18 protein-coding genes and 3 pseudogenes are annotated in these 21,464 nt (G+C 62.7%); 6 read left to right on the top strand and 15 right to left on the bottom strand.

Annotation, left to right across the window (positions count from 1 at the left end; all coding sequences use genetic code 11):
* Both M0954_RS20925 and M0954_RS20930 read right to left on the bottom strand, forming a co-directional pair.
* Positions 1-522, bottom strand: a pseudogene (locus M0954_RS20925) (ammonia channel protein); the annotation flags it as partial.
* Between the two features lie 38 nt (positions 523-560).
* Positions 561-899 (bottom strand): P-II family nitrogen regulator, encoded by a 339-nt coding sequence (locus tag M0954_RS20930; protein WP_006048089.1) that lies wholly within the window; start codon positions 897-899, stop codon positions 561-563.
* A 417-nt stretch (positions 900-1,316) separates the two neighbouring features.
* Here M0954_RS20930 and M0954_RS20935 point away from each other — a divergent pair, with 417 nt between their 5' ends.
* Together M0954_RS20935 and M0954_RS20940 are read left to right on the top strand one after the other, a co-directional pair.
* On the top strand, positions 1,317-1,571 hold the full coding sequence (locus tag M0954_RS20935; protein ID WP_074263243.1) for an accessory factor UbiK family protein: 255 nt from the start codon (positions 1,317-1,319) through the stop codon (positions 1,569-1,571).
* Between the two features lie 106 nt (positions 1,572-1,677).
* A pseudogene (locus tag M0954_RS20940) lies at positions 1,678-3,211 on the top strand (YifB family Mg chelatase-like AAA ATPase).
* A 342-nt stretch (positions 3,212-3,553) separates the two neighbouring features.
* Here M0954_RS20940 and M0954_RS20945 read toward each other — a convergent pair.
* Positions 3,554-4,204, bottom strand: coding sequence for a hypothetical protein (locus tag M0954_RS20945; RefSeq protein ID WP_123385294.1), 651 nt, complete (start codon positions 4,202-4,204; stop codon positions 3,554-3,556).
* Between the two features lie 159 nt (positions 4,205-4,363).
* Between M0954_RS20945 and M0954_RS20950 the strand changes: the two genes are divergently transcribed.
* On the top strand, positions 4,364-4,897 hold the full coding sequence (locus M0954_RS20950) for a peroxiredoxin (protein ID WP_297355257.1): 534 nt from the start codon (positions 4,364-4,366) through the stop codon (positions 4,895-4,897).
* Positions 4,898-5,006: 109 nt separating this feature from the next.
* Here M0954_RS20950 and M0954_RS20955 read toward each other — a convergent pair whose 3' ends face one another.
* The 3 genes from M0954_RS20955 to M0954_RS20965 all read right to left on the bottom strand — a co-directional run bounded on the left by M0954_RS20955 (position 5,007) and on the right by M0954_RS20965 (position 9,833).
* Positions 5,007-6,359: a sigma-54 dependent transcriptional regulator gene (locus M0954_RS20955; protein WP_297355259.1), complete on the bottom strand. Its 1,353-nt coding sequence runs from the start codon at positions 6,357-6,359 to the stop codon at positions 5,007-5,009.
* Between the two features lie 48 nt (positions 6,360-6,407).
* A complete protein-coding gene (locus M0954_RS20960) occupies positions 6,408-8,417 on the bottom strand; it encodes an ATP-binding protein (protein WP_367279527.1) in 2,010 nt (669 codons plus the stop codon).
* Between the two features lie 126 nt (positions 8,418-8,543).
* Positions 8,544-9,833: a dicarboxylate/amino acid:cation symporter gene (locus M0954_RS20965; RefSeq protein ID WP_297355263.1), complete on the bottom strand. Its 1,290-nt coding sequence runs from the start codon at positions 9,831-9,833 to the stop codon at positions 8,544-8,546.
* A gap of 416 nt (positions 9,834-10,249) precedes the next feature.
* On the opposite strand from M0954_RS20965, the gene M0954_RS20970 reads away from it, so the two are divergent.
* The gene (locus M0954_RS20970; RefSeq protein ID WP_133892731.1) at positions 10,250-11,131 is read left to right on the top strand and encodes a LysR family transcriptional regulator; all 882 of its coding nucleotides are present in this window, start codon (positions 10,250-10,252) and stop codon (positions 11,129-11,131) included.
* Here the strand turns inward: M0954_RS20970 and M0954_RS20975 are convergent.
* The 6 genes from M0954_RS20975 to ugpQ form a co-directional block, all read right to left on the bottom strand.
* Positions 11,089-11,565 carry a TerB family tellurite resistance protein gene (locus M0954_RS20975; protein WP_133892730.1) on the bottom strand — a complete coding sequence of 159 codons (477 nt, stop codon included), beginning with the start codon at positions 11,563-11,565 and terminating at the stop codon, positions 11,089-11,091. The two genes, M0954_RS20970 and M0954_RS20975, sit on opposite strands and share 43 nt — an antisense overlap.
* Positions 11,566-11,731: 166 nt before the next feature.
* Positions 11,732-12,802, bottom strand: a complete 1,071-nt coding sequence (locus tag M0954_RS20980; protein WP_122153266.1) for an ABC transporter ATP-binding protein — start codon at positions 12,800-12,802, stop codon at positions 11,732-11,734.
* A gap of 19 nt (positions 12,803-12,821) precedes the next feature.
* On the bottom strand, positions 12,822-13,625 hold the full coding sequence (locus tag M0954_RS20985) for an ABC transporter permease (protein ID WP_122153265.1): 804 nt from the start codon (positions 13,623-13,625) through the stop codon (positions 12,822-12,824).
* Positions 13,626-13,672: 47 nt separating this feature from the next.
* Complete coding sequence (locus M0954_RS20990; protein WP_297355265.1) at positions 13,673-14,554, bottom strand: ABC transporter permease subunit; 882 nt, start codon at positions 14,552-14,554, stop codon at positions 13,673-13,675.
* 70 nt (positions 14,555-14,624) lie between these two features.
* Positions 14,625-15,737 (bottom strand): ABC transporter substrate-binding protein, encoded by a 1,113-nt coding sequence (locus tag M0954_RS20995; protein ID WP_122153263.1) that lies wholly within the window; start codon positions 15,735-15,737, stop codon positions 14,625-14,627.
* A 125-nt stretch (positions 15,738-15,862) separates the two neighbouring features.
* On the bottom strand, positions 15,863-16,645 hold the full coding sequence (gene ugpQ / locus M0954_RS21000; protein WP_297355267.1) for a glycerophosphodiester phosphodiesterase: 783 nt from the start codon (positions 16,643-16,645) through the stop codon (positions 15,863-15,865).
* Positions 16,646-17,079: 434 nt separating this feature from the next.
* On the opposite strand from ugpQ, the gene M0954_RS21005 reads away from it, so the two are divergent.
* Positions 17,080-17,853, top strand: coding sequence for a DeoR/GlpR family DNA-binding transcription regulator (locus M0954_RS21005; RefSeq protein ID WP_297355269.1), 774 nt, complete (start codon positions 17,080-17,082; stop codon positions 17,851-17,853).
* Between the two features lie 25 nt (positions 17,854-17,878).
* Here M0954_RS21005 and M0954_RS21010 read toward each other — a convergent pair whose 3' ends face one another.
* A complete protein-coding gene (locus M0954_RS21010; RefSeq protein ID WP_297355271.1) occupies positions 17,879-19,546 on the bottom strand; it encodes a Na/Pi cotransporter family protein in 1,668 nt (555 codons plus the stop codon).
* Positions 19,547-19,753: 207 nt separating this feature from the next.
* Here M0954_RS21010 and M0954_RS21015 point away from each other — a divergent pair, with 207 nt between their 5' ends.
* Positions 19,754-20,437, top strand: a complete 684-nt coding sequence (locus M0954_RS21015; protein ID WP_297355273.1) for an HAD family phosphatase — start codon at positions 19,754-19,756, stop codon at positions 20,435-20,437.
* Between the two features lie 9 nt (positions 20,438-20,446).
* Here M0954_RS21015 and M0954_RS21020 read toward each other — a convergent pair whose 3' ends face one another.
* Together M0954_RS21020 and M0954_RS21025 are read right to left on the bottom strand one after the other, a co-directional pair.
* Positions 20,447-21,355, bottom strand: coding sequence for an ABC transporter permease subunit (locus M0954_RS21020; protein WP_297355275.1), 909 nt, complete (start codon positions 21,353-21,355; stop codon positions 20,447-20,449).
* Positions 21,352-21,464 (bottom strand): annotated as a pseudogene (locus M0954_RS21025) (nitrate ABC transporter ATP-binding protein); the annotation flags it as partial. The pseudogene M0954_RS21025 and the gene M0954_RS21020, both read right to left, overlap by 4 nt.

Raw genomic sequence — 21,464 nt, forward strand, 5'->3', positions numbered from 1 at the left:
ATAGTTCATCCCGGACATGAAGACGCGCGAGAAGCCGCCGATGAACATGCCGCCAGGCGTGAAGGCAATGCTGTAACCCACCACCACCCAGACGATCGTCACGACGCAGGTGATCGCGAAGCTTTGCATCAGTGTCGCCAGCACGTTCTTCTTGCGGACCATGCCGCCGTAGAACAGTGCGAGGCCCGGGATCGTCATGAACAGCACGAGCGCGGTGGAGGTCAGCATCCAGGCGGTGTCGCCGGAGTTGATCTTCGACGAGTCGACCGAGAACGGTGCGGTCGGTGCAGCCGGAGCGGCTGCTGCGGCGGCGGCCGATGCATCAGGTGCGGCTGCGGCAGTTGCCGGTGCGGAGGCGTCCGCGGCCGGTGCCGAAGCTGCGGCAGCCGGTGCGCTGGCCGTCGTATCGGCGGCAGGCGCCGAGGCGGCTGCAGGTGCTGAAGCGTCGTCCGCGAGGGCGGCGCCGATACCGCCCGCGAGCAGCGAACCGGCCATCAGCATGGACATCAATAGTTTGCGCATCTTCGTTTTCCTCTTGTAGCGAGTCGCTATCGTTATAATTACAGGGCGTCCGCCCCGGTCTCCCCGGTGCGAATCCGAATCACTTGCTCGATCGGCGTGACAAAAATTTTGCCGTCGCCGATCTTGCCGGTGCGTGCGGCACGCTCGAGCGCTTCGATCGCCTGATCGACGATGTCGTCCGAGACCGCAGCCTCGATCTTCACCTTCGGGAGGAAATCGACGACGTACTCTGCGCCCCGGTACAGCTCGGTGTGGCCTTTCTGACGCCCAAAGCCCTTCACTTCTGTCACCGTGATTCCGGAGACGCCGATTGCCGACAAGGCCTCGCGCGCCTCATCGAGCTTGAACGGCTTGATGATTGCGGTAATCAGTTTCATGAAATCCTCGCTGTAGTTGCGTAACCCGTTTGCGAAACCTGGTTTCCCCTGAACTGTTGCGTCGATACGCGGATGGTGTTCAAACCGGATCGATGCAGTGCCGGTAAAACTACCCGGCAGTGCGCGCCGGGCAGTAACAGCAACTCGCATGCCATGTGAGTGTCACACTTGCTGGAACCGGTACCGGCAGAGGCCCTGTGCGCGCCTTGGCCGGATGGCCAACGTTGGCTGGGTACGGTGGCGCGCCGCCTGGATCGTTGCTAGAGTGTTTGCAGGCAACGGACACGAATGCGCGCACCAAAGGCGCACATGGAACCGTACCGACCGGTCGGTCATGCACCAAAAACGCTCATCTGCGAATCCGGGGCACAGACGTAATGACACATGCACATTTTTTGTGCATTTAAGGGGAACACCATGAAACAACCGAACGACGTCTTCAACGATTTCCAGGCTCGCATCAGCGATCTGCTCAAGAACTCGCCCGCGAAGGATGTCGAACGCAACGTCAAGGCCATGCTGTCGCAGGGCTTCTCAAAGCTCGATCTGGTGACGCGTGAAGAATTCGATACGCAGACTCAGGTGCTGGTGCGCACGCGTGCGCGCCTCGAGGAACTGGAGCGGCGGGTCGCCGAGATCGAACAGAAGCTGCCGGTGACGCACACGTCCTGAGGTTGCTCGAAGTCTGAATTGCACATCACTGGCAAGCGAGCCGTGACGTCATCAGCGTTTTAGAGAGTCGTGCGCGCCGCCGGCTCGCCGTCTGACGGGAGAAAACATGTCGCTTGCCGTGGTGCGCAGTCGCGCGCCGGCCGCTGGCCGCGCGCCCGAAGTAACGGTCGAGGTTCACCTCGCCAACGGATTACCCTCTTTTTCGATCGTCGGTCTCCCGGATCTTGAAGTACGCGAAAGCCGCGAGCGTGTCCGCGCCGCGCTGCAGAACTGCGGCTTCGACTTCCCCGTGCGCCGCATCAAACGTCAATCTCGCCCCGGCCGACCTGCCCAAGGAATCTGGCCGTTTCGATCTGCCTATTGCGCTGGGCATCCTCGCCGCGAGCGGGCAGATCCCGGCGGAGTCGCTGATGCATCGGGAATTCGCCGGCGAGCTGTCGCTGACGGGCGCACTGCGCCCGATGCGCGGAGCCTTTGCGATGGCCTGTGGGACCGCGCGAAGCAACGTGGTGCAGGTGGCGGCCGAACTCTATCTGCCGGCGGCGAGCGCCGCGGAAGCCGCCCTGGTGCCAAGCGTGAACGTCTACGGCGCCGCCGATCTGCCCTCGCTATGCGCGCATCTGGCTGGTCTCCCGGACAGCCGGCTCACGCCGGTCGCCGCACCAGCGCTCGATACCACACCCGTCGTCCCGGCCACCGATATGGCCGACGTGATAGGCCAGCGCGCCGCTCGTCGCGCGCTCGAAGTCGCGGCGGCGGGCGGTCATCATGTACTGATGGTCGGGCCGCCAGGTGCCGGCAAGTCGATGCTGGCGGCGCGCCTGCCGAGCCTGCTGCCGCCGATGACCGACGACGAAGCGCTCACCTCTGCGGCTCTGCTGTCCGCGAGCATGTCGGGTTTTTCACCGGCGCAATGGCGGCAGCGGCCGTTCCGGGCGCCGCATCACTCGTCGAGCGCAGCGGCGTTGGTGGGCGGCCGCAATCCGCCGCAGCCGGGCGAAATCACGTTAGCGCATCTCGGTGTGCTGTTTCTCGACGAAATCCCGGAATTCGACCGCCACGTACTGGAGACGCTGCGCGAACCGCTCGAGGCCGGGCGAATCACCATCTCACGGGCGGCATTGCAGGCCGATTTCCCGGCAGCCTGCCAGTTGATCGCTGCGATGAACCCCTGTCCGTGCGGCTGGCGCGGCGATCCGAACGGCCGCCGCCGCTGCACGCCTGAAATCGCCGCACGCTATTTGCGCAAACTTTCCGGACCGCTGCTGGACCGCATCGACATCCAGATCGAGTTGCCCGCGCTCACGCCGGCCGAACTCTCCGCACGCTCGAGCAACACCAACGAGCCGAGCGCTTCCATTGCCGCACGCGTGAGCGAAGCGCGCACCCGGCAATTGGCCCGTCAGGGCAAAACCAACCGCGAACTGAGCGGCCGCGAAGTCGACGAAGTCTGTCGACCGGACGCGGCCGGCGAAGCGCTGCTGCGCGAAGCGGGCGACCGCTTCGGCTGGTCGGCGCGGGCCTATTACCGCGTGCTGAAGGTAGCGCGCACGATTGCAGATCTGGCCGGCGCCGAGGCGCCGAGCGGCGCTCAAATTGCAGAAGCCGTCCAATATCGCCGCGCATTCGCCGCTGGATAGAGCAAAAAAATCGCTGTCAAGACTTGACTTATGCACACGAAAGTATTTCTGGCAAATTCGCAGGCAATTGAAAGGTAGGCTTGATGCGTTTTGTAGAGGCCGTTGATTTTATTGGGGTTTTTGGTTGTCCCCGAAGCAGGGAAAAGTGACCGGACGCCCGTGGGACGGGCATCCCGGCCTGCTCACGCCAAGTTCTCCACAAAGTTATCCACAGGCAGGGCGACCGATGGAAAAATCCTCATAAAATCCGGCTATTAGCGTCATAACCTGCGAAGGAACTTTCACTACACGCGTCGATCTACGTCACCCTCGCCCGCTGCGGGGAGCAGCTAAATGGCGCCCTCAATAAAGCTGGAATGATCGAAAAAACTGGTCGACCTGCTCCTGCGGCAATGGCTGACTGGCGATAATCGCCGCCTGATAGACATGCCGGCCATGGGCCACGAAGCGCGCGTAGATCGTGCGAGTCTTCTTTTGTTCGCCGGCCTTGCCGCTCAGCGTCATCTCAAGGCCCGGTACCTGGCCGCCGGCGGCGAGAGGAATCTGCACCGTGCGCGCGACCGGCGCGGTGCCGACGTTGCGGGCCAGTCCGTCGCGTAGGAAGTCGAGCGCCGTACGCTGCACCTGCGGGTCGTCCGAAGGCAGTATTAAGGTGCCGACCGCAAAGACGGCCGGCCCGGCTTCGGCGGTCTGCATGGCCATTTTCATCGAGGTGCCGGCCACGTCGATCTGCCGCGCATCGCTATCTGGCTTGGCCGGCAGGTCGACGGTATAACCGTTGTCGTTGTTCATGATCGTGCGCCAGTCGTAGGTCGGCGAACAGCCGGCCAGCAAGCCGCTTGCGGCGACCGCGCAGATGCTCATGCGCAGACCGGCGCACGCTGTCGCCGCCGTCGGCAAGCCGGAAGAGAAGCGACGAAGCCGGACGGCGAAGCGCAAGAGAAGGGCAGAAAACAGACGGAGGAATGACTGGCAAAAAGCGGATGGGAACATGACGAAGCTGTCAGGATGGCTCGAAGCTTAAAGCCCCATTATCCGCCGATAGAAGCGTCCCCGGCAGGGAGCCGACAGCGCCCTGCCACCTCGCGGGATTGGGGCTACAATACCGTGGCTACGTTCCGCGCGCGCTGCGCGAATCTCGAGGTCCCGTTCATGAGCCCTACCCCCTCTTCTTCCGTATCGAAGCGCACCAGCCCGATCCGCTACATCGCGATGGCGGCTGTCGCCGGTGCGATCGCGGTTGCCGGCTATTTCGCCTTCAACGGCCAGCAGCACGTGCCGGATGCGACGTTCACGCTGCTGTCGGGCCAGAAAGTCTCGACAGCCGACCTGAAGGGCAAGGTCTATCTGATCAACTTCTGGGCAACCAACTGCGACACCTGCGTCCAGGAAATGCCGAAGATGGTCGACACGTATAACCGCTTCAAGGGCAAGGGCCTCGAATTCGTCGCCGTCGCGATGAACTACGACGCTCCGATGTACGTGGTCAACTACAGCCAGACCCGCCGGCTGCCGTTCAAGGTCGCGATGGACGATGGCTCCGCGGCCAAGCAGTTCGGCAACATCCAGTTGACGCCGACAACCTTCCTGGTCGCCAAAGACGGCACGATTCTCAAGCGCTACGTGGGCGAGCCACAGTTCGCTGAGCTGGACCAACTGCTTGAAAAGGCGCTGAACGCAGCCTGAAGCAGCAAAGCAACGAAAGCATCAGATATAAAACGCGCCGGTAGCGGTTATCCGCTACCGGCGCGTTGCTTTTTGGGCAGGCTCGTGAAGCCTTATGCGATCCCGGCCTTCACCGCTCGCCGTCGCCTTTCACCGCCAGCCCATACCGCTTGATCTTCTCGTAAAGCGTCGCCTTACCCAACTGCAAGCGATCCGCCGCTACCGCCACCGCGCCGCCGGTCTGCTCCAGCGCCTGCGCGATCACCGCCCGCTCGAACTGCTCGACGCGCTCCTTGAGCGACTGCGAATCCTCAACCGCATCGACCGACGTCGCCATCGGATCTTCGGTCACCCCGAGCACAAGCCGGTCAGCCGCATTGCGCAGTTCCCGCACGTTGCCTGGCCAGTCGCGCTGCATCAGGCCGGCGCGCTGGCGATCCGTCAGGATCGGCGCGGGACGCTGATAACGCACCGCAGCGTCGAGCAGGAAATGCTCGAACAGCGGCACGATGTCCTCACGACGCTCGGCAAGCGGCGGCAGCGCGATCGTCACGACATTCAGTCGGTACAGCAGGTCGCGCCGAAAAGTGCCGGCGGCGACATGCTCGGTCATATCGCCTTTGGCCGCCGCCACGATGCGGCAATTCACCTGAATTGGCTGGTTCGAGCCGAGGCGCTCGAGCACACCGTCCTGCAGCACACGCAGCAATTTGACTTGCAACCCCAAAGGCATGCTCTCGATCTCGTCGAGAAACAGCGTGCCGCCCGATGCGTGCTCCAGCTTGCCGATGCGTCGCTTCGCTGCGCCGGTAAAAGCCCCGGGCTCATAGCCGAACATCTCAGATTCGAACATCGGTTCCGGCAGAGCACCGCAATTAACAGCGAGAAAAGGCTTGTCGCGCCGCGGCGACATTTCGTGCAGGCTGCGCGCGATCAGTTCCTTGCCCGCGCCCGTATCGCCGTTGATCAGCACCGACGCATCGGTGGGCGCCACATTCGCGATCAGCCGCCGCACCTGTTCGATCACCGGACTGCGGCCGATGATGCGCGGCGCCACCGCGTTCTGCCCTGCGAGCTCACGGCGCAGCGCGTGATTCTCCAGCACTAGCGTGCGGCGCTCCAACGCACGCCGCACCGTTTCGATCAGTCGCTCGGAGGCAAAAGGCTTCTCGATGAAATCGTAGGCGCCGTCGCGCATCGCCTGGACGGCCATCGAGATATCGCCGTGACCGGTGACGAGAATCACCGGCACTTCGGGCGCACGCTCATGGCATTGCGCGAGCAGATCGAGGCCGCTCGCCCCGGGCAAGCGGATATCGCTCACAATCACGCCCGGAAAATCCGCGTTGATCGAACGCGCCGCGGATTCGACCGACGCATGTCCAGTGACGTCGAAGCCGGCGAGCTGCAGGCTTTGCACGCTCGCGCGACGCACCAGTTCGTCGTCCTCGATATACAGCACCGGCAAACTATTATTGACCATTGTCCTCACCGCCTAAAAGCGCCCAGGCGCATCTGAAGCCGCCTGAATTCAGGACCCCGCAGTGAGCGGATCGGTTGCCTGCACGCGCGCCCGGCGCAGCGTCAGCACGAACAGCGCGCCGCCGTCCGGCGCATTGCGGGCCACAAGCGAACCGCCTGAGTCGCGCGCGATCGACGAAGAAATCGCGAGGCCGAGTCCTAAACCTTGGCCCATTTCCTTCGTCGTAAAGAACGGCTCGAAGAGGCGCGGCAAGACATCGTCCGGGATGCCGGGGCCGTTATCGTGGACCGAGATCGATAGCGTCGCCGCGGCGGCTTCGATTTCGATCTCGATGCGAGGACGCGCCGCGGCGGCGGACGGATGGCCGGCACCCAGATTACCGCCCGCCCCATCCCCCGTTGCATCCAACGCATTCCCAAGCAGATTGATCAACACCTGCTCAAGCCGCAAGTCATCGCAGTTTGCGACGAGTTCCGGATGCTCGTCAGACGGATCGAAGCGGGTCCGCGTCTGCGTCTCCGCCCCCGCCTCGTTCTCGACCACCGTCAAAGTCACGTCCACGCCCTGCAGGCGCTTTTGCAGCAGCGCCAGCACATTGCGCAACGCCCGCGCGAGCGGCGCCCGCGCACTGCGCGGCCGTGCCCGCCCAACGAACAGTTTCAACTGGTTGGTGATCTTGCCCATGCGCTCGGTGAGCGCTGCAATCGCTTCGAGATTCTCGCGCGCCGACGCCTGATCGCCACGATCGAGCAAAACCCGCGTGTTGTCGGAGAATCCACGTAACGCAGCAAGCGGCTGATTCAACTCATGCGTGATGCCCGCCGCCATCTGACCGAGCGCGGCCAGCTTGCTCGCCTGGATCAGCTCATCATGCGCTGCGCGCAACTCCTGCTCGGCACGCGTGCGCTCGCTCACTTCCTTCTTCAACTGGTCGTTCGCCTGCGACAGGTCCGCTGTCCGCTCCGCCACCCGCTGGTTCAACTCCGCATAAGCGCGTTGCAACAACTCGCGGCTACGCATCATCTCGCGCACGCGGGCGCGCCGCATTCTCCAGTAGAACGCGAGCAGGCACAGCGTGATGTAACCGAAGCCCGTGACGATGGCGGCATTGCGCGCGTCGGCGTCGACTGGCGCGACGCTCGCCATGGTGATCAACTGCCAATCGGGCTCGCCTATCGCCCGCCGCGAGGCAAGATAGCGTGGCGCATACCGGCCGCCACCGACGCGCACGATCTGCGCATCGCCTTCGAGCGTGCGTTCGATCGTCACGGGCAACGGCGGAATCTCCTGCTGTGCATACTGGCGCGTCTGATAGATCGAGTCGGTCACTGCGCCCGACAACGGCCGCACCGTGTGATATTTCCAGGCCGGCACGGACGACAGGAAAATCACACCGTGATCGTCAGTGACGATCAGCGGCTCCGCTGCATCCACACCCTGAAACCACTCCAGATTGAGTTTGACGACGGCGACGCCGACGATCTTGCCGTCCCGCCGCACCGGCTGCGAGATGTAGTAGCCAGGATCGTGCGAAATCGTGCCGATGCCGAAGAAGCGGCCGACGCCACCCTTCACCGCATCCATAAAATACGGCCGGAACTGATACCCGGCGCCGACAAAGCTATCGGGCTCATGCCAGTTGCTAGCCGCAACACATAACCCGTCGGTCTGGATAATGTACGTTGCCGTGGCCCGAGCGTGGCCGTTGAGATCTTCGAGATAGCGATTGGCGCGCTCGACGTTGGGCGCGGTTGAGCTCACGAGTACGTCCTGCACGAACGGATGTTCGGCCAGCAGATATGGGAGTGATTCGTAGCGCTCGAGTGTGCTCTTGAGTGCGTTGGTCGTACGGTCGACGCGCACGGCGGCATTGCGCCGCAAAGTGTCGATGCCACCCCGCCACGTGATGCTCCACGTGAGCCCACAAGCGGCCACGAGCCCGGCGACGAGCGCGAAGAGGATCAGCAGGCGGCGCGTCACGTTAGTGGATTCCGGTCGGTAGGGTACGGTTATTGTGGCATAACCCATGGTATAACCCGATGGCATAGCCGGTGGCATCGAGTTCGACGCCAAGGCCGTTGGCCAACGGGCCGCCGCAGATTCGCCTGATGACGTTCTACCACGGCGGACGGGCGATTGCGCCATCACCTCAGCGCTCCGCCCACCGCGCCGCGCCGCGCGGGTTCAGGCACCCGCCGTTTCCGTTTCCTTGATCGCAGCCACTTCACCACGCAGCACCGCACGCAGCTTGTCGCGATCCAGCTCCTTCTCCCACGCCGACACCACCACCGTAGCCACACCGTTACCGACGATGTTCGTCAGCGCGCGGCATTCGCTCATGAAGCGATCAATGCCGAGAATCAGCACCATGCCCGACAGCGGAATGGTCGGCACCACGGCCAGCGTCGCCGCCAGCGTGATGAAGCCCGCGCCGGTCACGCCGCTTGCGCCCTTTGACGTCAGCATCGTCACGGCCAGCAACGTGAGCTGCTGCATCAGCGTCAGATCGGTGTTGGTCGCCTGGGCGATGAACAGAACCGCCATCGTCATATAGATGTTGGTGCCGTCGAGGTTGAACGAATAACCGGTCGGCACCACGAGGCCCACTACCGAGCGCGAGCAGCCGAGCTTTTCAAGCTTCAGCATCAGTTGCGGCAGCGCCGCTTCCGACGAACTCGTGCCCAGCACGATCAGCATTTCTTCCTTGATGTACGCCACGAAGCGCAGGATGCTGAATCCGACCATCCGGGCAATCGCGCCGAGTACGACCACCACGAACACGATCGAGGTCAGATAGAACGTGCCGATCAGCTTGAGCATCGGCAGCAGCGAGCCAATGCCGTACTTGCCGATGGTGAAGGCCATCGCGCCGAACGCACCGATCGGCGCGAGCTTCGTGATGATGCGCACCACGCCGAACAGGACGCTCGACAGGCTTTCGATCAAGTCCGTGACCACCTTGCCGCGCTGACCAAGCGTCGCGAGCACGCTGCCGAACAGCATTGCGATCAGCAGGATCTGCAGGATTTCGCCTTGAGCGAAGGCATCCGTGATCGTGCTCGGAATGATGTGCATGAAGAAGTCGACGGTGGTTTGGCCGTGCGCCTTGGCGGCGTACGAAGCGACTTCCTTGCCGTCGAGCGTCGCCGGGTCGACGTTAAAGCCGGCGCCCGGTTTCAGCAGATGGGTCGCGAGCAGGCCGAGCACCAGCGCGAACGACGAAACGATTTCGAAGTACAGCAGTGCCTTGCCGCCGACCCGCCCAACCTTCTTCATATCCTCCATGCCGGCGATGCCGGTCACCACCGTACAGAAGATGATCGGCCCGATCACCATCTTGATCAGCTTGATGAAGGCGTCGCCGAACGGCTTCATATCGATAGCGAGGGCCGGTGAAAAATGGCCGAGGGCAATGCCGACGATGATCGCGGCGATCACCTGGACATAGAGCACTTTATGGAAGGGTTTCTTCATGACGTTTCCTGCGATGTGGATGAGCCAATGGCCTGCCACGCTGCGCATCATGCGAACGAATAGACGTGTCGCCTGTGCACGGCATCGGGCCGCGACAAGACGACGAATTCAGAAATACCGGGAGGGGAAATCGGACATCGTTGTCTCCATGCTTTAGTTGTCGGGCCTTTGCGGCCGCACTTCTACTTTGCAAGGTCGATGCCAGCTGGGTAGCAAGTCTTTCTGTTTGATTTATAAGGGTTTTTTTGTTTACTACCGAGGGAGACGTCCAGCTTTCCGGAAATCCGGACGGCAGGCGTCGGGGATTCCGGACGAGACACCCCGGACGCTCCTGCCGTCTCGCCGTCGCTCCTTAACTTCGAATACGTCAGTGATAAGCTCAACGACATATCGTTTTTTTCGAAGTGACGCCTCCCATGCTGAACTACCGCCATCTTTACTATTTCTGGATCGTCGTAAAGGAAGGTGGCTTCGCGCGTGCGGCCGAGCGCCTCGACATGGCCGTGCAGACCATCAGCGCCCAGGTGCGCGAACTGGAAAAATCGGTCGGGCGCCAGTTGCTGAAGCCCGCGGGGCGCAGTGTCGTCATGACGGAAGCCGGCGAGACAGCCTTCAATCGCGCGGAGCAGATCTTTCAGACCGGCGAGACGCTGCTCGATGAGTTGCGCGAGGCGGGCGGCGAGCGTGTTGCGCGGCTCGCCGTGGGTCTGTCCGACGGCATTTCGAAGCTCGCCGCACACGCGCTGCTTGCCCCCGTGCTCGACACGCCGTCGCTCAGGCTCCTGTGCCACGAGGGTGAGCATGCGCAACTGCTGTCCGAACTCGCGTTGCATCGGCTCGATCTGGTGCTGGCATGCCAGCCGGCGCTTCACAACACCGACCTACGCCTGGTAAGTCAGCGTCTCGTCGGCTCGCCCGTCGACTGGTACGGGCCTACGACGCTCGTCCAGAAGGCTTCTCGCGCAGGCTTTCCGCAATGCCTCGCCGATCTGCCCGTGCTCTTGCCCACCGGCCACGGCGCGCTACGCGCACGACTGGACCGCTGGTTCGAAGCGGCAGGAATCCGGCCGCGGATCGCCGGAGAATTCGAAGACAGCGCGCTGATGGCGGTGTTCGCCGCGCGCGGGCTTGGCGTGTTTCCTCACGCGGAGCTAGGTGCCGGCGATCTGTCCTTGCTGCGCGGACTGCGCCGGCTCGGTCGTGCGGACGGCGTGATCGAAGAAATCCACGCCATCCGCTCGCGGCGCGGCCAGCATCATGCGCTCGCTTCTCGGGTGGTCGACGCCGCGCGTCCGTGAGCACGCAAGACGGCTGGCGTGGCATCGCGGCGAACCGTTACCGCCGCCGGAGCGGTTCCCCACGCACCAAGAATGGCCGCCAGCACGGCGATTTCGCCGTCGGCAAGATGGTCGTCGGCGGTCGCGACGGCAACGCACAGGCGTATCACCTTGCTTCGCAGCGCCGGATCGTCGATCTCACCGATCAGCGAGCCAAGCAGGTTCGTGTCGATCTGGCCGACCGCCGGCATGAGGGGCGCGTGGGCGATCGAGTGATCCTCGTACAGCGTCTGCACGATCTGCGCGAATTCCGTTGGCGCGAGGCCGAGTTGGCCGGCGATGTCGAGCCTGTCGAGTGCGCGTTCCTCGGAGCTGCAAACGTGCCCGTCGGAGGTTAGCACCAGCGCGACAATGCGCGCGGCTGCCTGAGGACTGTTGCGGGGATAGCTTCGCATGACTGGGCTCCTTTCGCGGACGATGTCCGCAGTGGTGATGAGCCCTAGTCTGCGTCAGGCGGCGAATCGGATAAACCTGTTAATACGGGAGTATTGGTTCGGAAAAACCGAAGTGTAGCCACGCCGGAGGGACGCGGCCTTCTGCTCGAAACACACAGTCAGAACCCTAAGCCGCCCCCTCTTCCAGCACCAACAGGTTCTCGTGCGAAAAACCCAGAGCAACCGGCTGGCCACGTTCGGGCAAGCGGCGATTGGGATCGTTGAACACGTCGAGCGAAATCACCGCATCCTTCACGCGTGCCCTGATCCGCACCACCGCGCCGAGGAAACTCACTTCCTCGACGGTCGCCGCCAAGGTGTTGCGGCCAGCTGCCGGCGCTTCCAGCACGATCGCCTCCGGGCGCAGCGCCAGCAGGCGCTTCTTGCCGGCGTCGTCCGGTGCGAGTCGTTGCGTGGTCACCAGTTCCTGCCCGTCGACGGCCATCTTGCCGCTCGCCGGATCCACCACATGCCCAGACAGGATATTGAGCGTGCCGACGAACGACGCCACAAAGCGCGTACGCGGATAGTTATAGATCTCCGAGGAAGTGCCAACCTGCTCGACGCGTCCCTCGTTCATCACCACGATGCGATCGGAGATGGAGAGCGCTTCCTCCTGATCATGCGTCACGAAGATCGACGTGATGCCGAGCTCGCGCTGCAACGCGCGAATGTCCTGCCGCAGGGAGATGCGGATTTTCGCGTCGAGCGCCGAGAGCGGTTCGTCGAGCAGCAGAACCTGCGGCTTGCCGGCCAATGCGCGAGCCAGCGCCACACGTTGCTGCTGACCGCCCGAAAGCTGCCACGGGTAGCGCTCCGCGATATTTGGCAATTTGATCAGCTCCAGCATCTCACCAACGCGCTTGCGAATCTCGTCCTGCGGACGACGTGTCACACGCAGGCCGAAGCCGATATTGTCGGCGACCGTCATGTTCGGAAACAGCGCGTACGACTGGAACACCATCCCAACCTTGCGCTGACGCGTACGCAAATGCGTCACGTCCCGGCCATCGAGACGAATCACGCCGCGAGTCGGGCTTTCGAAGCCCGCGATCATGCGCAGCACCGTCGTCTTGCCGCAGCCGGACGGTCCAAGAAAGGTGATGAACTCGCCGCGCTCGATCTTCATGTCGAAGTGATGCAGCGCCGTGTTCGCCCCGAATGACTTGTGGAGATTTTCGATCTCAAGGAATGCCATGATTCGATGCCTCAATTCTTCAGGGTTTTTGCCCGGCCAGCGTGCGGGCCGAGCCGCGCGCTGAGCCAAATACCTGGATCAACCCCATCGACGCCCAGGTGATGACGAACGCGATGATCGCGAGTGCCGACGGTTCGTACGCGCGGTTCGCGCCGATCAGTTGCAGATACGGACCGAACGCCGGCCGGTCGAGCAAGCTAGCCAGCGTGAACTCGCCGATCACCACCGCAAAGGTGAGGAACGCGCCGGACAGAATCCCGGAGCGGATATTCGGAAAGATCACCTTGAACAGAATGGTCGGCCAGCTGGCACCGAGACACTCGGCCGCTTCGGTCAAGGAACGCACATCGACCGCGGCAAGACCCGCGTCGACGGAGCGGTACATGTACGGCAGCGCCAGCGTCACATAGCCGAACACCAGCAGCAGGTCGGTGGCGCGCTCGTTGCCGGTCAGCGGCAGGATCGAGCTGCTGTTGTAGATACGCAGATAGCCGAACACAATCACGATGGCGGGAATCACCAGCGGCAGCAGCGTGATGAACTCCACCACGGGCCGCAGCTTCGGTAAACGCAGGCGCACCCAATAAGCCGTGGGCACCACCAGCAGCACACCAATCACGATCGTCAGGACTGCCATCAGCATCGAATAACCAAACGACGCCTGAAAGCGCGGGTCCGACAGCACCACGCGGTACGCGTCGAAGCTATAGACGCCGCGCCGCATGCGCAGGCTAAATTCGACGGTGGCAATCAAAGGAATCAGGAAATACAGCGAGCCCACGATCATCGCGGTCCATGCACCCACACGCGACTGGCTTTTCATCGACGCCCCCTTTCGGCACGCGAACGCAGCCAGATGTAGCCGCCATTCTACACGCCCGTCACGAGGATCATGCCCAGCGCGAGTGCGTAGCCGAGGTTCTGGTTGTGCAGCACGTCGCCGCGAATCTGTGCGTACAACAGGATGGTCACGATGTTCAGCGAGCTACCCGTCAGCGCATAAGCCGTCGCCACCGCGCCGAACGAATTCGCAAACAGCAGCAGGGTCGCGCCGAGCACACTCGGCCACAGCACCGGCAGCGCGACATAGCGCCAGTAGTGGAACGAGGTGCCACCGAGGCAGTCGCAAGCCTCGCGCCATTCGCGCTTGAGGCCGTCGAGCGCCGGCGTGACAATCAGCACCATTAACGGAATCTGGAAGTACAGATAGGTCACCGTCAGGCCGGTGAAACTCAGAATGCTGAAGCCCGTCGAGTACAGGTTGATGCCGACGTACTTCTTCAACAGGACCGTGACGAGGCCAACCCGGCCTAATGTGCAGATGAATGCGAAGGCGAGCGGTACTCCAGCAAAATTCGAGGCGACGCCAGAGAAGGTCATCAGCGTCGGACGAATCCAGCCCGGCAAGCGCCCTTGCACCGCCGCCCATGCCAGCAGCGAGCCGATCACGGCACCGCCGATCGCCGACGCGGCGCTCACCTTGAAGCTGATCCAATAGGCTTCCATCACGCCCGGCTGGAACAGATCGAGGAAATTCGCGAGCGTGAAGTGCCCCTGCGGATCCTGAAACGCGCCCACCATCAAAAAACCGGTTGGCAGGATCAAAAACAGCAGGGCAAAGATGAAGAAGGGCGCGACGCCGAGCCAGTTCAGGAACTGGGACGATTGCCCCGGCCCCTTCACGTGGGGCGCGGGCGCCGGGGGAACCAGGTGTTCCGGCTGCGCCGACCCGATATCCGATGAAGCGGTCATAGGTCACCCCTGGAGCAATCAGGCTAAAGCCGGGGGCGCGCAAATGCGGCCCCCGAAAGCGTTACGCAGCTTACTTCACGTTCGCGCCGACCACTTCATCCCAATGCTTGGTGATCGTGTCCTTGTACGCATCCTGCTGCGACAGCGTCGGGAACACGGCGTTCTTGTAGGCCGATGCCGGCGGCAACTTGTCGAGCAGCGCCTGCGGCACTTTCTTGGCAGCCACCAGCTGGGTGTAGCGCATCGGGTGGCAGTAGCCCGCCAGCCAGCCAATCTGGCCTTCGTCCGAGTACAGGTATTCAATCCACAGCTTGGCTGCGTTCGGGTGCGGCGCGTACGCGCTGATCGCCTGCACGTAGACGCCTGCTACGACGCCCGTCTTCGGCACGATGACCTGTACCTTCGGATTGCCCTTGAGCGTGTCGCGGTCGGCCAGCGCGTTGTAGTCCCAACGCACCACGATCGGCGTCGTACCCTGCGCAAGCGAAGCGGCCTTGCCGATCACGGGCACGAAATTGCCGCTCTTGTTCAGGTCCGCGAAGTACTTCAGGCCAGCATCCGCGGCCTTGGCGGTATCGCCCTTGCCCGACGACAAACCGGCAGCGTAGACCGCCTGGATGGCCTGGTTGGCCGAGCGCGGATCGCCTGCGAGCGACACGGCGTTCTTGTAGTCGGACTTGAGCAGATCGCTCCAGTCAGTGGGTGCCTTGTCGATCATGTCCGAGTTCACTTCGAACGACAGCACGCCGTAGTAGTCGCCGTACCAGTAGCCGTCAGCATCCTTGGCCGAATCGGGAATCTCCTTCCACGTCGATACCTTGTACGGCTGCAGCAGTCCTTCGGTCTTCGCGGTGGGGCCAAAGGACAGACCCACGTCGATCGTGTCTGGCGCTTGCGGACCCTTGTTGCCCTTGTTGGCCTTGATGGCTTCGACTTCGTCGCCCGAGCCCGCATCCGGATTCAGCTCGTTGACCTTGATACCGTATTTCTTTTCGAAGGCGGCGATCATCGGACCGTAGCCGCACCAGTCGTGCGGCAAGGCGATCACAGTCAACTGACCTTCCTGTTTGGCGGCGGCAACCAGCGCATCGGGCGGCGCGGCGGACGCGCTGCCTGCACCCGCTGCGGCGACGCCCGCAACCGCTGACATCGAGAGAACACGGCTTAGCCACGTGCGGTTCATAGTATTCCCCATCCTTTGCCGAAAATTAGTACGTTAGGAAAACTGCATCTGGTAGTTGTCTTCGGCACCCGATTCCGGATGCCTGCGATGTCTGCCATGCCTGTCTGTTACGCCTTGGGCCGGGGTTAAGCTGAGCTATTCGGCGTGGACAGCATGTCGTGGGCGAGCAGATCGAGTCGATCGGTACAAAACATGTCGACACCCCATTGCGCCAGCAGCTCTGCGCGCTCCGGGTCGTTGACCGTGTAGACGAGCACGCGCAAACCCGCAGTGCGAATCTCGGCAACCTGTTCAGCGGTGAGATATTTATGGCTTGCGTGCAGCGACACGCAATCGAGTTCGCGAACAATGCGCAGCCAGTCGTCCGGCACCGCTTCGAACAGCATCCCGCGCTGCAGCGACGGTGCTGCATCGCGCGCGGCCGCGAGGGCCTCATATGAAAACGAAGACAGCAGCGGTTGCGTCTGGCCTTGCCAGAGTTCCAGCGCAGCGGCGGCGACGAGCCGGCCGGTGATGACATCCCGGCCGGGGCACGGTTTGATTTCGATGTTGGCGGCGATGCCGTCCTGCTTGCAGCGCGCAGCAACCTCGGCGAGTGTCGGTAAGTGTTCACCGGCGAACGCGGCGTCGCGCCATGAGCCGGCGTCGAGCTTAGCCAACTGTTCCCACGTCTGCTCAGCGGCAGGGCCGTGGCCGTTGGTCGTGCGCTCGAGCGTGTCGTCATGCAGCAAAAAGAGCTGGTCGTCCGCCGATAGCTTGGCGTCGAATTCGACCATGCGATACCCATAGCGCTTGCAGGCGTCGAACCCCACCAGCGTATTTTCCGGTGCGAGCGTTCCGCCGCAGCGGTGCGCGACGAGCCGCGGATACGGCCAGTCGGCAACAGTACGATCAATTCCAGTTCCCACGTCTGTGCACCTTCGAAATGGTCTCTTATATACCGCACGCTTCGCCAGGCACATCGTCTGGTCGTCAGGATGACGAACCGAACGGCATTATTTCGTCAGCAAACTGTCATGCTGCAGCACGGCATCGAAACGGACGGCAAAATGGGCCGCCTAGCTTAGGATGGAGGCAGCATACAGTCGGTTGCCTGCCCAAAGCGACAACCAATGTTCGAAAATGGGACACTTCAATTCCTTTTCGAACATTCCGTGTTCGGATTCGGTGACAGTCGTCCAATCTGCGAAGGCTAAATTTAAATACACAAATTTGCAAGAGACCAAAAAAATACAACGCAAGACAGTTAAAGTAGGACCAATGACATCGGGTCGACACACAATCATGTCAGTGATGTTACGTAGAAAAACCGTCCAGACGACTTAATCGCAGAGGGAAATGCATGTGGCAGGAAGACCGTCATCAGAGAATTCGCGCGCTGCTCTCGACGCTGCAACGGGTGTCGACCGAACGGATCATGGCGGATCTCGGTGTTTCGCGCGAAACCGTGCGGCGCGACCTGCTCGATCTGGAAGCACTCGGCGAACTGCGACGCGTGCATGGCGGCGCGATCAAGCCCGCTGACGAAGCGCCCATCGCGGAACGCGCCCACACCCGGGTCAAATCGAAGACGGCGATCGCCAAGGCGGCGATGGGGGTCATCTCCAGCGGTCAAACCTTGTTTATCGACGCCGGCACGACGACCTCGGCGCTCGCGGAAGAGCTGGCGAAGCTTGCCAATCTGACCGTAGTGACCAATTCGATCGACGTTGCGCTGAAAATGCGCGGCGCGGCCGAGCAGCAGGCGGAAGCCCGCAATGAGGTCATTCTGCTCGGCGGATCGATCAGCGACCGCGCCCTGGCGACGGGCGGCAGCACGACGATCCTCGACATTAATCGCTACCGGGCCGATGTTGCATTGCTGTCGCCGGTCGGCATCGACCACCGGCATGGCGCCACCAATTACGATCACGAGGAGACCGAGGTCGCGCGGGCGATGGTCGCCAACGCGCAGCGTGTGGTGATCCTCGCCGATTACAGCAAGATCGGGCAGCGCAGCCGCATCTCATACTGCCCGGCGGAGAAGGTCGACGTGCTGATCACCAACAAGAAGGCCGCCGAGTCCACGGAATTCGCCCCGCTGAAGAAGAGGGTGGCGCGGATCATTCTGGCGTAGATGCGGTAGCGCCTGCAGGTAGCGGCTATTCCGGCGCGTGCAGGGTATCCAGCACGCGTTTGCGCAAGCGCGTGTCGTGTAGCGCGCCAGCCGCATCAAGCACCGGATAGGCCGTCGAGCAGAACAGCGAGTTCAGCCGCTTCATGTCGCTGATCATGTCGAGATGCAGTGCGCTCGTCTCGACGCTGCGCAAGGTTTGCCCGGCCAGCCGGTCGAGGTGGGCATAAGAGTAGACGCGCTCGAGATCACGGAAGCGCTCCTTCTCAGCCAGCAAACTCTCCGCACAACGCAGGTCGTTGTTGAGAAACACCGATAGCCCAAGTTGCAGATTGCTGACGAGGCGCGCGTGCAGATCCTCCAGCTCGCCGAGCCCCTGCTCCGAAAACGCGAGCCGGTGGGCGATCTTCTTCTCTTCGATGTTATTGACGATACGCTCGATGATGTCGCCCGCGTGCTCGAGATTGATAGTAAGCGCAATGATGTCGGTCCAGCGCCTGCTGTCCGCCTCGTCGAGCTGCTCGCGGGAAATTCGCGCGAGGTAGCTTTTCACTGCGGCATAAAGCTGGTCGACGTCGTCGTCCATGCGAGTCGTCTCGCGTGCCTTGGCGAGATCATTGTGATGAATCAGGTCTGCGACGTTGTCGAGCATGGTCCGGACGATGTCGCCGATGCGCAGCACTTCGCGCGCGGCATTGGCCAGCGCCAGCGACGGCGTGGAAAGCGCGGCCACGTCGAGATGCAGCGCCCGCAGTGCGCCGTCCTGCAGCGGCCGGTCCGGCAGCAGCCGGCTGCAGACGCGTGCAACCGGGTCGATCAGGGCGAGGCACGCGCAGCAACGCAGCGTGTTGTAGATCAGGTGGAACCCGACCACCGCCTCTCGCGGATTGCTGATCAGCGTGGGCAGGCCACGCGCCAATAGGGACGCGAACGGCAAAATCAGCAACGCACCGGCCACCTTGAACACCAGACTGCCAAGCGCGAGGCGCCGTGCCGCGGCGTTTTGCGCCAACGTGCCGCTCAAAGCCAGCAGGCCGCTGCCCAGATTGGCGCCGATCACGAGGCACAACGCCACTTTCAGCGAAATCACCCCGGACGATGCGAGCGTCGCCGTCAGCAGCACGGCCGCGAGACTCGAGTAGGAAATCACCGCGAAGGCGGCGCCGACCAGAGCGTCGAGCATCGTGTCGCCGGTCAACGCGCCGAACATGACGCGCACACCGGCGCCTTGCATCATCGGCTGGGCGGCTTCGACGATCAGATGCAGCGCCAGCAGGATCAACCCAAGGCCGATCGCCGTGCGGCCCGCCTGGCCGACACGCGTCTGCTTGCGCGTCAGGAACAGCGGTACGCCAACCAGCACCAGGATTGGCGACAGCCACGACAGATCGAGCGTGAGCACCCGCGCCATCAAGGCCGTGCCGACATCCGCGCCCAGCATGATGGCAAGACCACTAGTGAGCGGTAGCAACCCTTGGGCTGCGAACGACGTCACGATCACCGCCGTGGCATTGCTGCTTTGCACGAGGCTGGTCACCGCGATACCGGACCCGAACGCGCGCAGACGGCTGCCGGTACTACGCCCGAGGGCGCTGCGCAGATCCGCGCCGAGCACGCGCAGGATGCCCGTACGGACGATGTGCGATCCCCATACGAGCAGCGCCACACCGGAGAGAAGGTTCAGGAGAATCAACATAAGGCACGACGCTTCTCAATGCTCTAACGGTAACCCGACCCGCATGCGGCCGCCTGGCGACATCCGGAGAAATATGACAGTAGTGTTGCACAAATTTGGCTTATTGTAATTTTGTGTACTTAAATATACGATCTGCGAAAGTGCGAAAAAGCGTGCCGACCCGGCAGGGGGTTGGTGTCGAAAGCGTTGGATGCAAGGAACCTTGGGATGAGTCGTAACCTCGCGCTGTTCGATCTGGACCACACGCTGCTGCCGCTCGACAGCGATCAGGCGTGGGCCCACTTCATGGCGAAGCTGGGTGTGGAAGGCGCCGAGCGTCACGCGCAGGAGATCGACGCGTACTATCGCCAATACGTGGCGGGCACGCTCGACATGAGCGATTTCCTGAGCTACACGCTCGCTCCGCTGGCACGTCATTCACGCGCACAACTCGATGCGTGGCATGCGGTGTTCATGAGCGAGGTGATTGTGCCGGCGATCCGGCCGGCCGCCCGCGAACTGATCCAGCGGCATCTCGATGCCGGCGATCTTTGCTGCATCGTCACCGCGACGAATGTGTTCGTGACGGCGCCGATCGGCAAGGCACTCGGGTTCGAGTATCTGCTGGGTATCGAACTCGGTACCGAGGGTGGCGATCCGCACGGTCGCTATACCGGCAGTGCCGTCGGCGTGCCGACATTCCGTGAGGGCAAGATCGTGCGTACGGAAAGCTGGCTGGCGTCGCTTGGGTACGCACTGCAGGACTTTCCGAAAAGCTACTTCTACAGCGATTCAATCAACGACGTGCCGCTGCTCGAGCGCGTCACCGATCCGGTGGCAACCAATCCGGACGAGCGGCTGCGAGCGATTGCGCAGGAACGGAATTGGCCGATCATTGATTTGTTTGCCTGAGGGCGAGCGCTAAACCCGCCCCTTCCAGGGCACCAGCCGCCGCTCCACCGCGCGCATGCCCAGATCGAAGACCCACGCGATCAGACCGATCAGCACGATGCCCATCACCACGACGTCGGTGCGAAGAAAACTCGACGCATTCAGCACCATCTGACCTAGGCCCGCGGTCGCGGCCACCATTTCGGCGGCGACGAGCGTGGTCCAGCCAAAACCGATCGCAATCCGCAGTCCGGTCAGAATCTCCGGCAACGCTGCGGGCAGCACGACATGTCGCACAATCTGCGCGAACGACCCGCCCAATGAATAGGCCGCATGAATCTGCTCAACGGTTGCGCTGCGCGCGCCGGCTCGCGCCGCCATGGCGATCGGCGCGAAACAGGCGAGGTAAATGACGACGATCTTCGCCGTCTCGTCGATGCCGAACCAGATCACCACCAGCGGCAGATAAGCGAGCGGCGGCAGCGGACGGTAAAACTCCAGAGGCGGATCCAGCAGCCCGCGCGCCACCCGGCTCACGCCCATCAGGATGCCCACGGGAACCGCCGTCACCGTAGCCAGCGCAAAAGCACCGAACACGCGTAGCGCACTCCAGGCAAGATGTTGCGACAAGGGTAAGCCGCCCTGGATGCGTCCATGGCAAGCGTCGATGAAGGCGCTCCAGACGGCTTCCGGCGTCGGCAGGAAGAGCGGCGGCAGCCAGTGAAGATGCGTCGCGATCCACCATAATGCCGCGAGCGCACTCACCGAAGCGATGCTCAACGCGGCAGTCGGACCTTCGCCCGGCATGCGCCATGCGCGCACCGGCCTTGCCCGTTTCTCAGGGACCGGCGCAGACGACGAAGCAAGCGGTGAATCCTTCACGATAGCGCCGGACGGAGCCAACGGTACCTGGTTGAGCGCATCATGCGAGACAGTCACGACAACACCTCTTCCGGCGCACGCTGGTGGAGGTGCCGCACCAGCCGTTCACGCCATTCGATAAATTCCGGCGACGACTTCACCGCCCGCGCATCGCGCGTCTCCAGAA

This window comes from Paraburkholderia sp. (assembly GCF_026225065.1).
GTDB lineage: Bacteria > Pseudomonadota > Gammaproteobacteria > Burkholderiales > Burkholderiaceae > Paraburkholderia.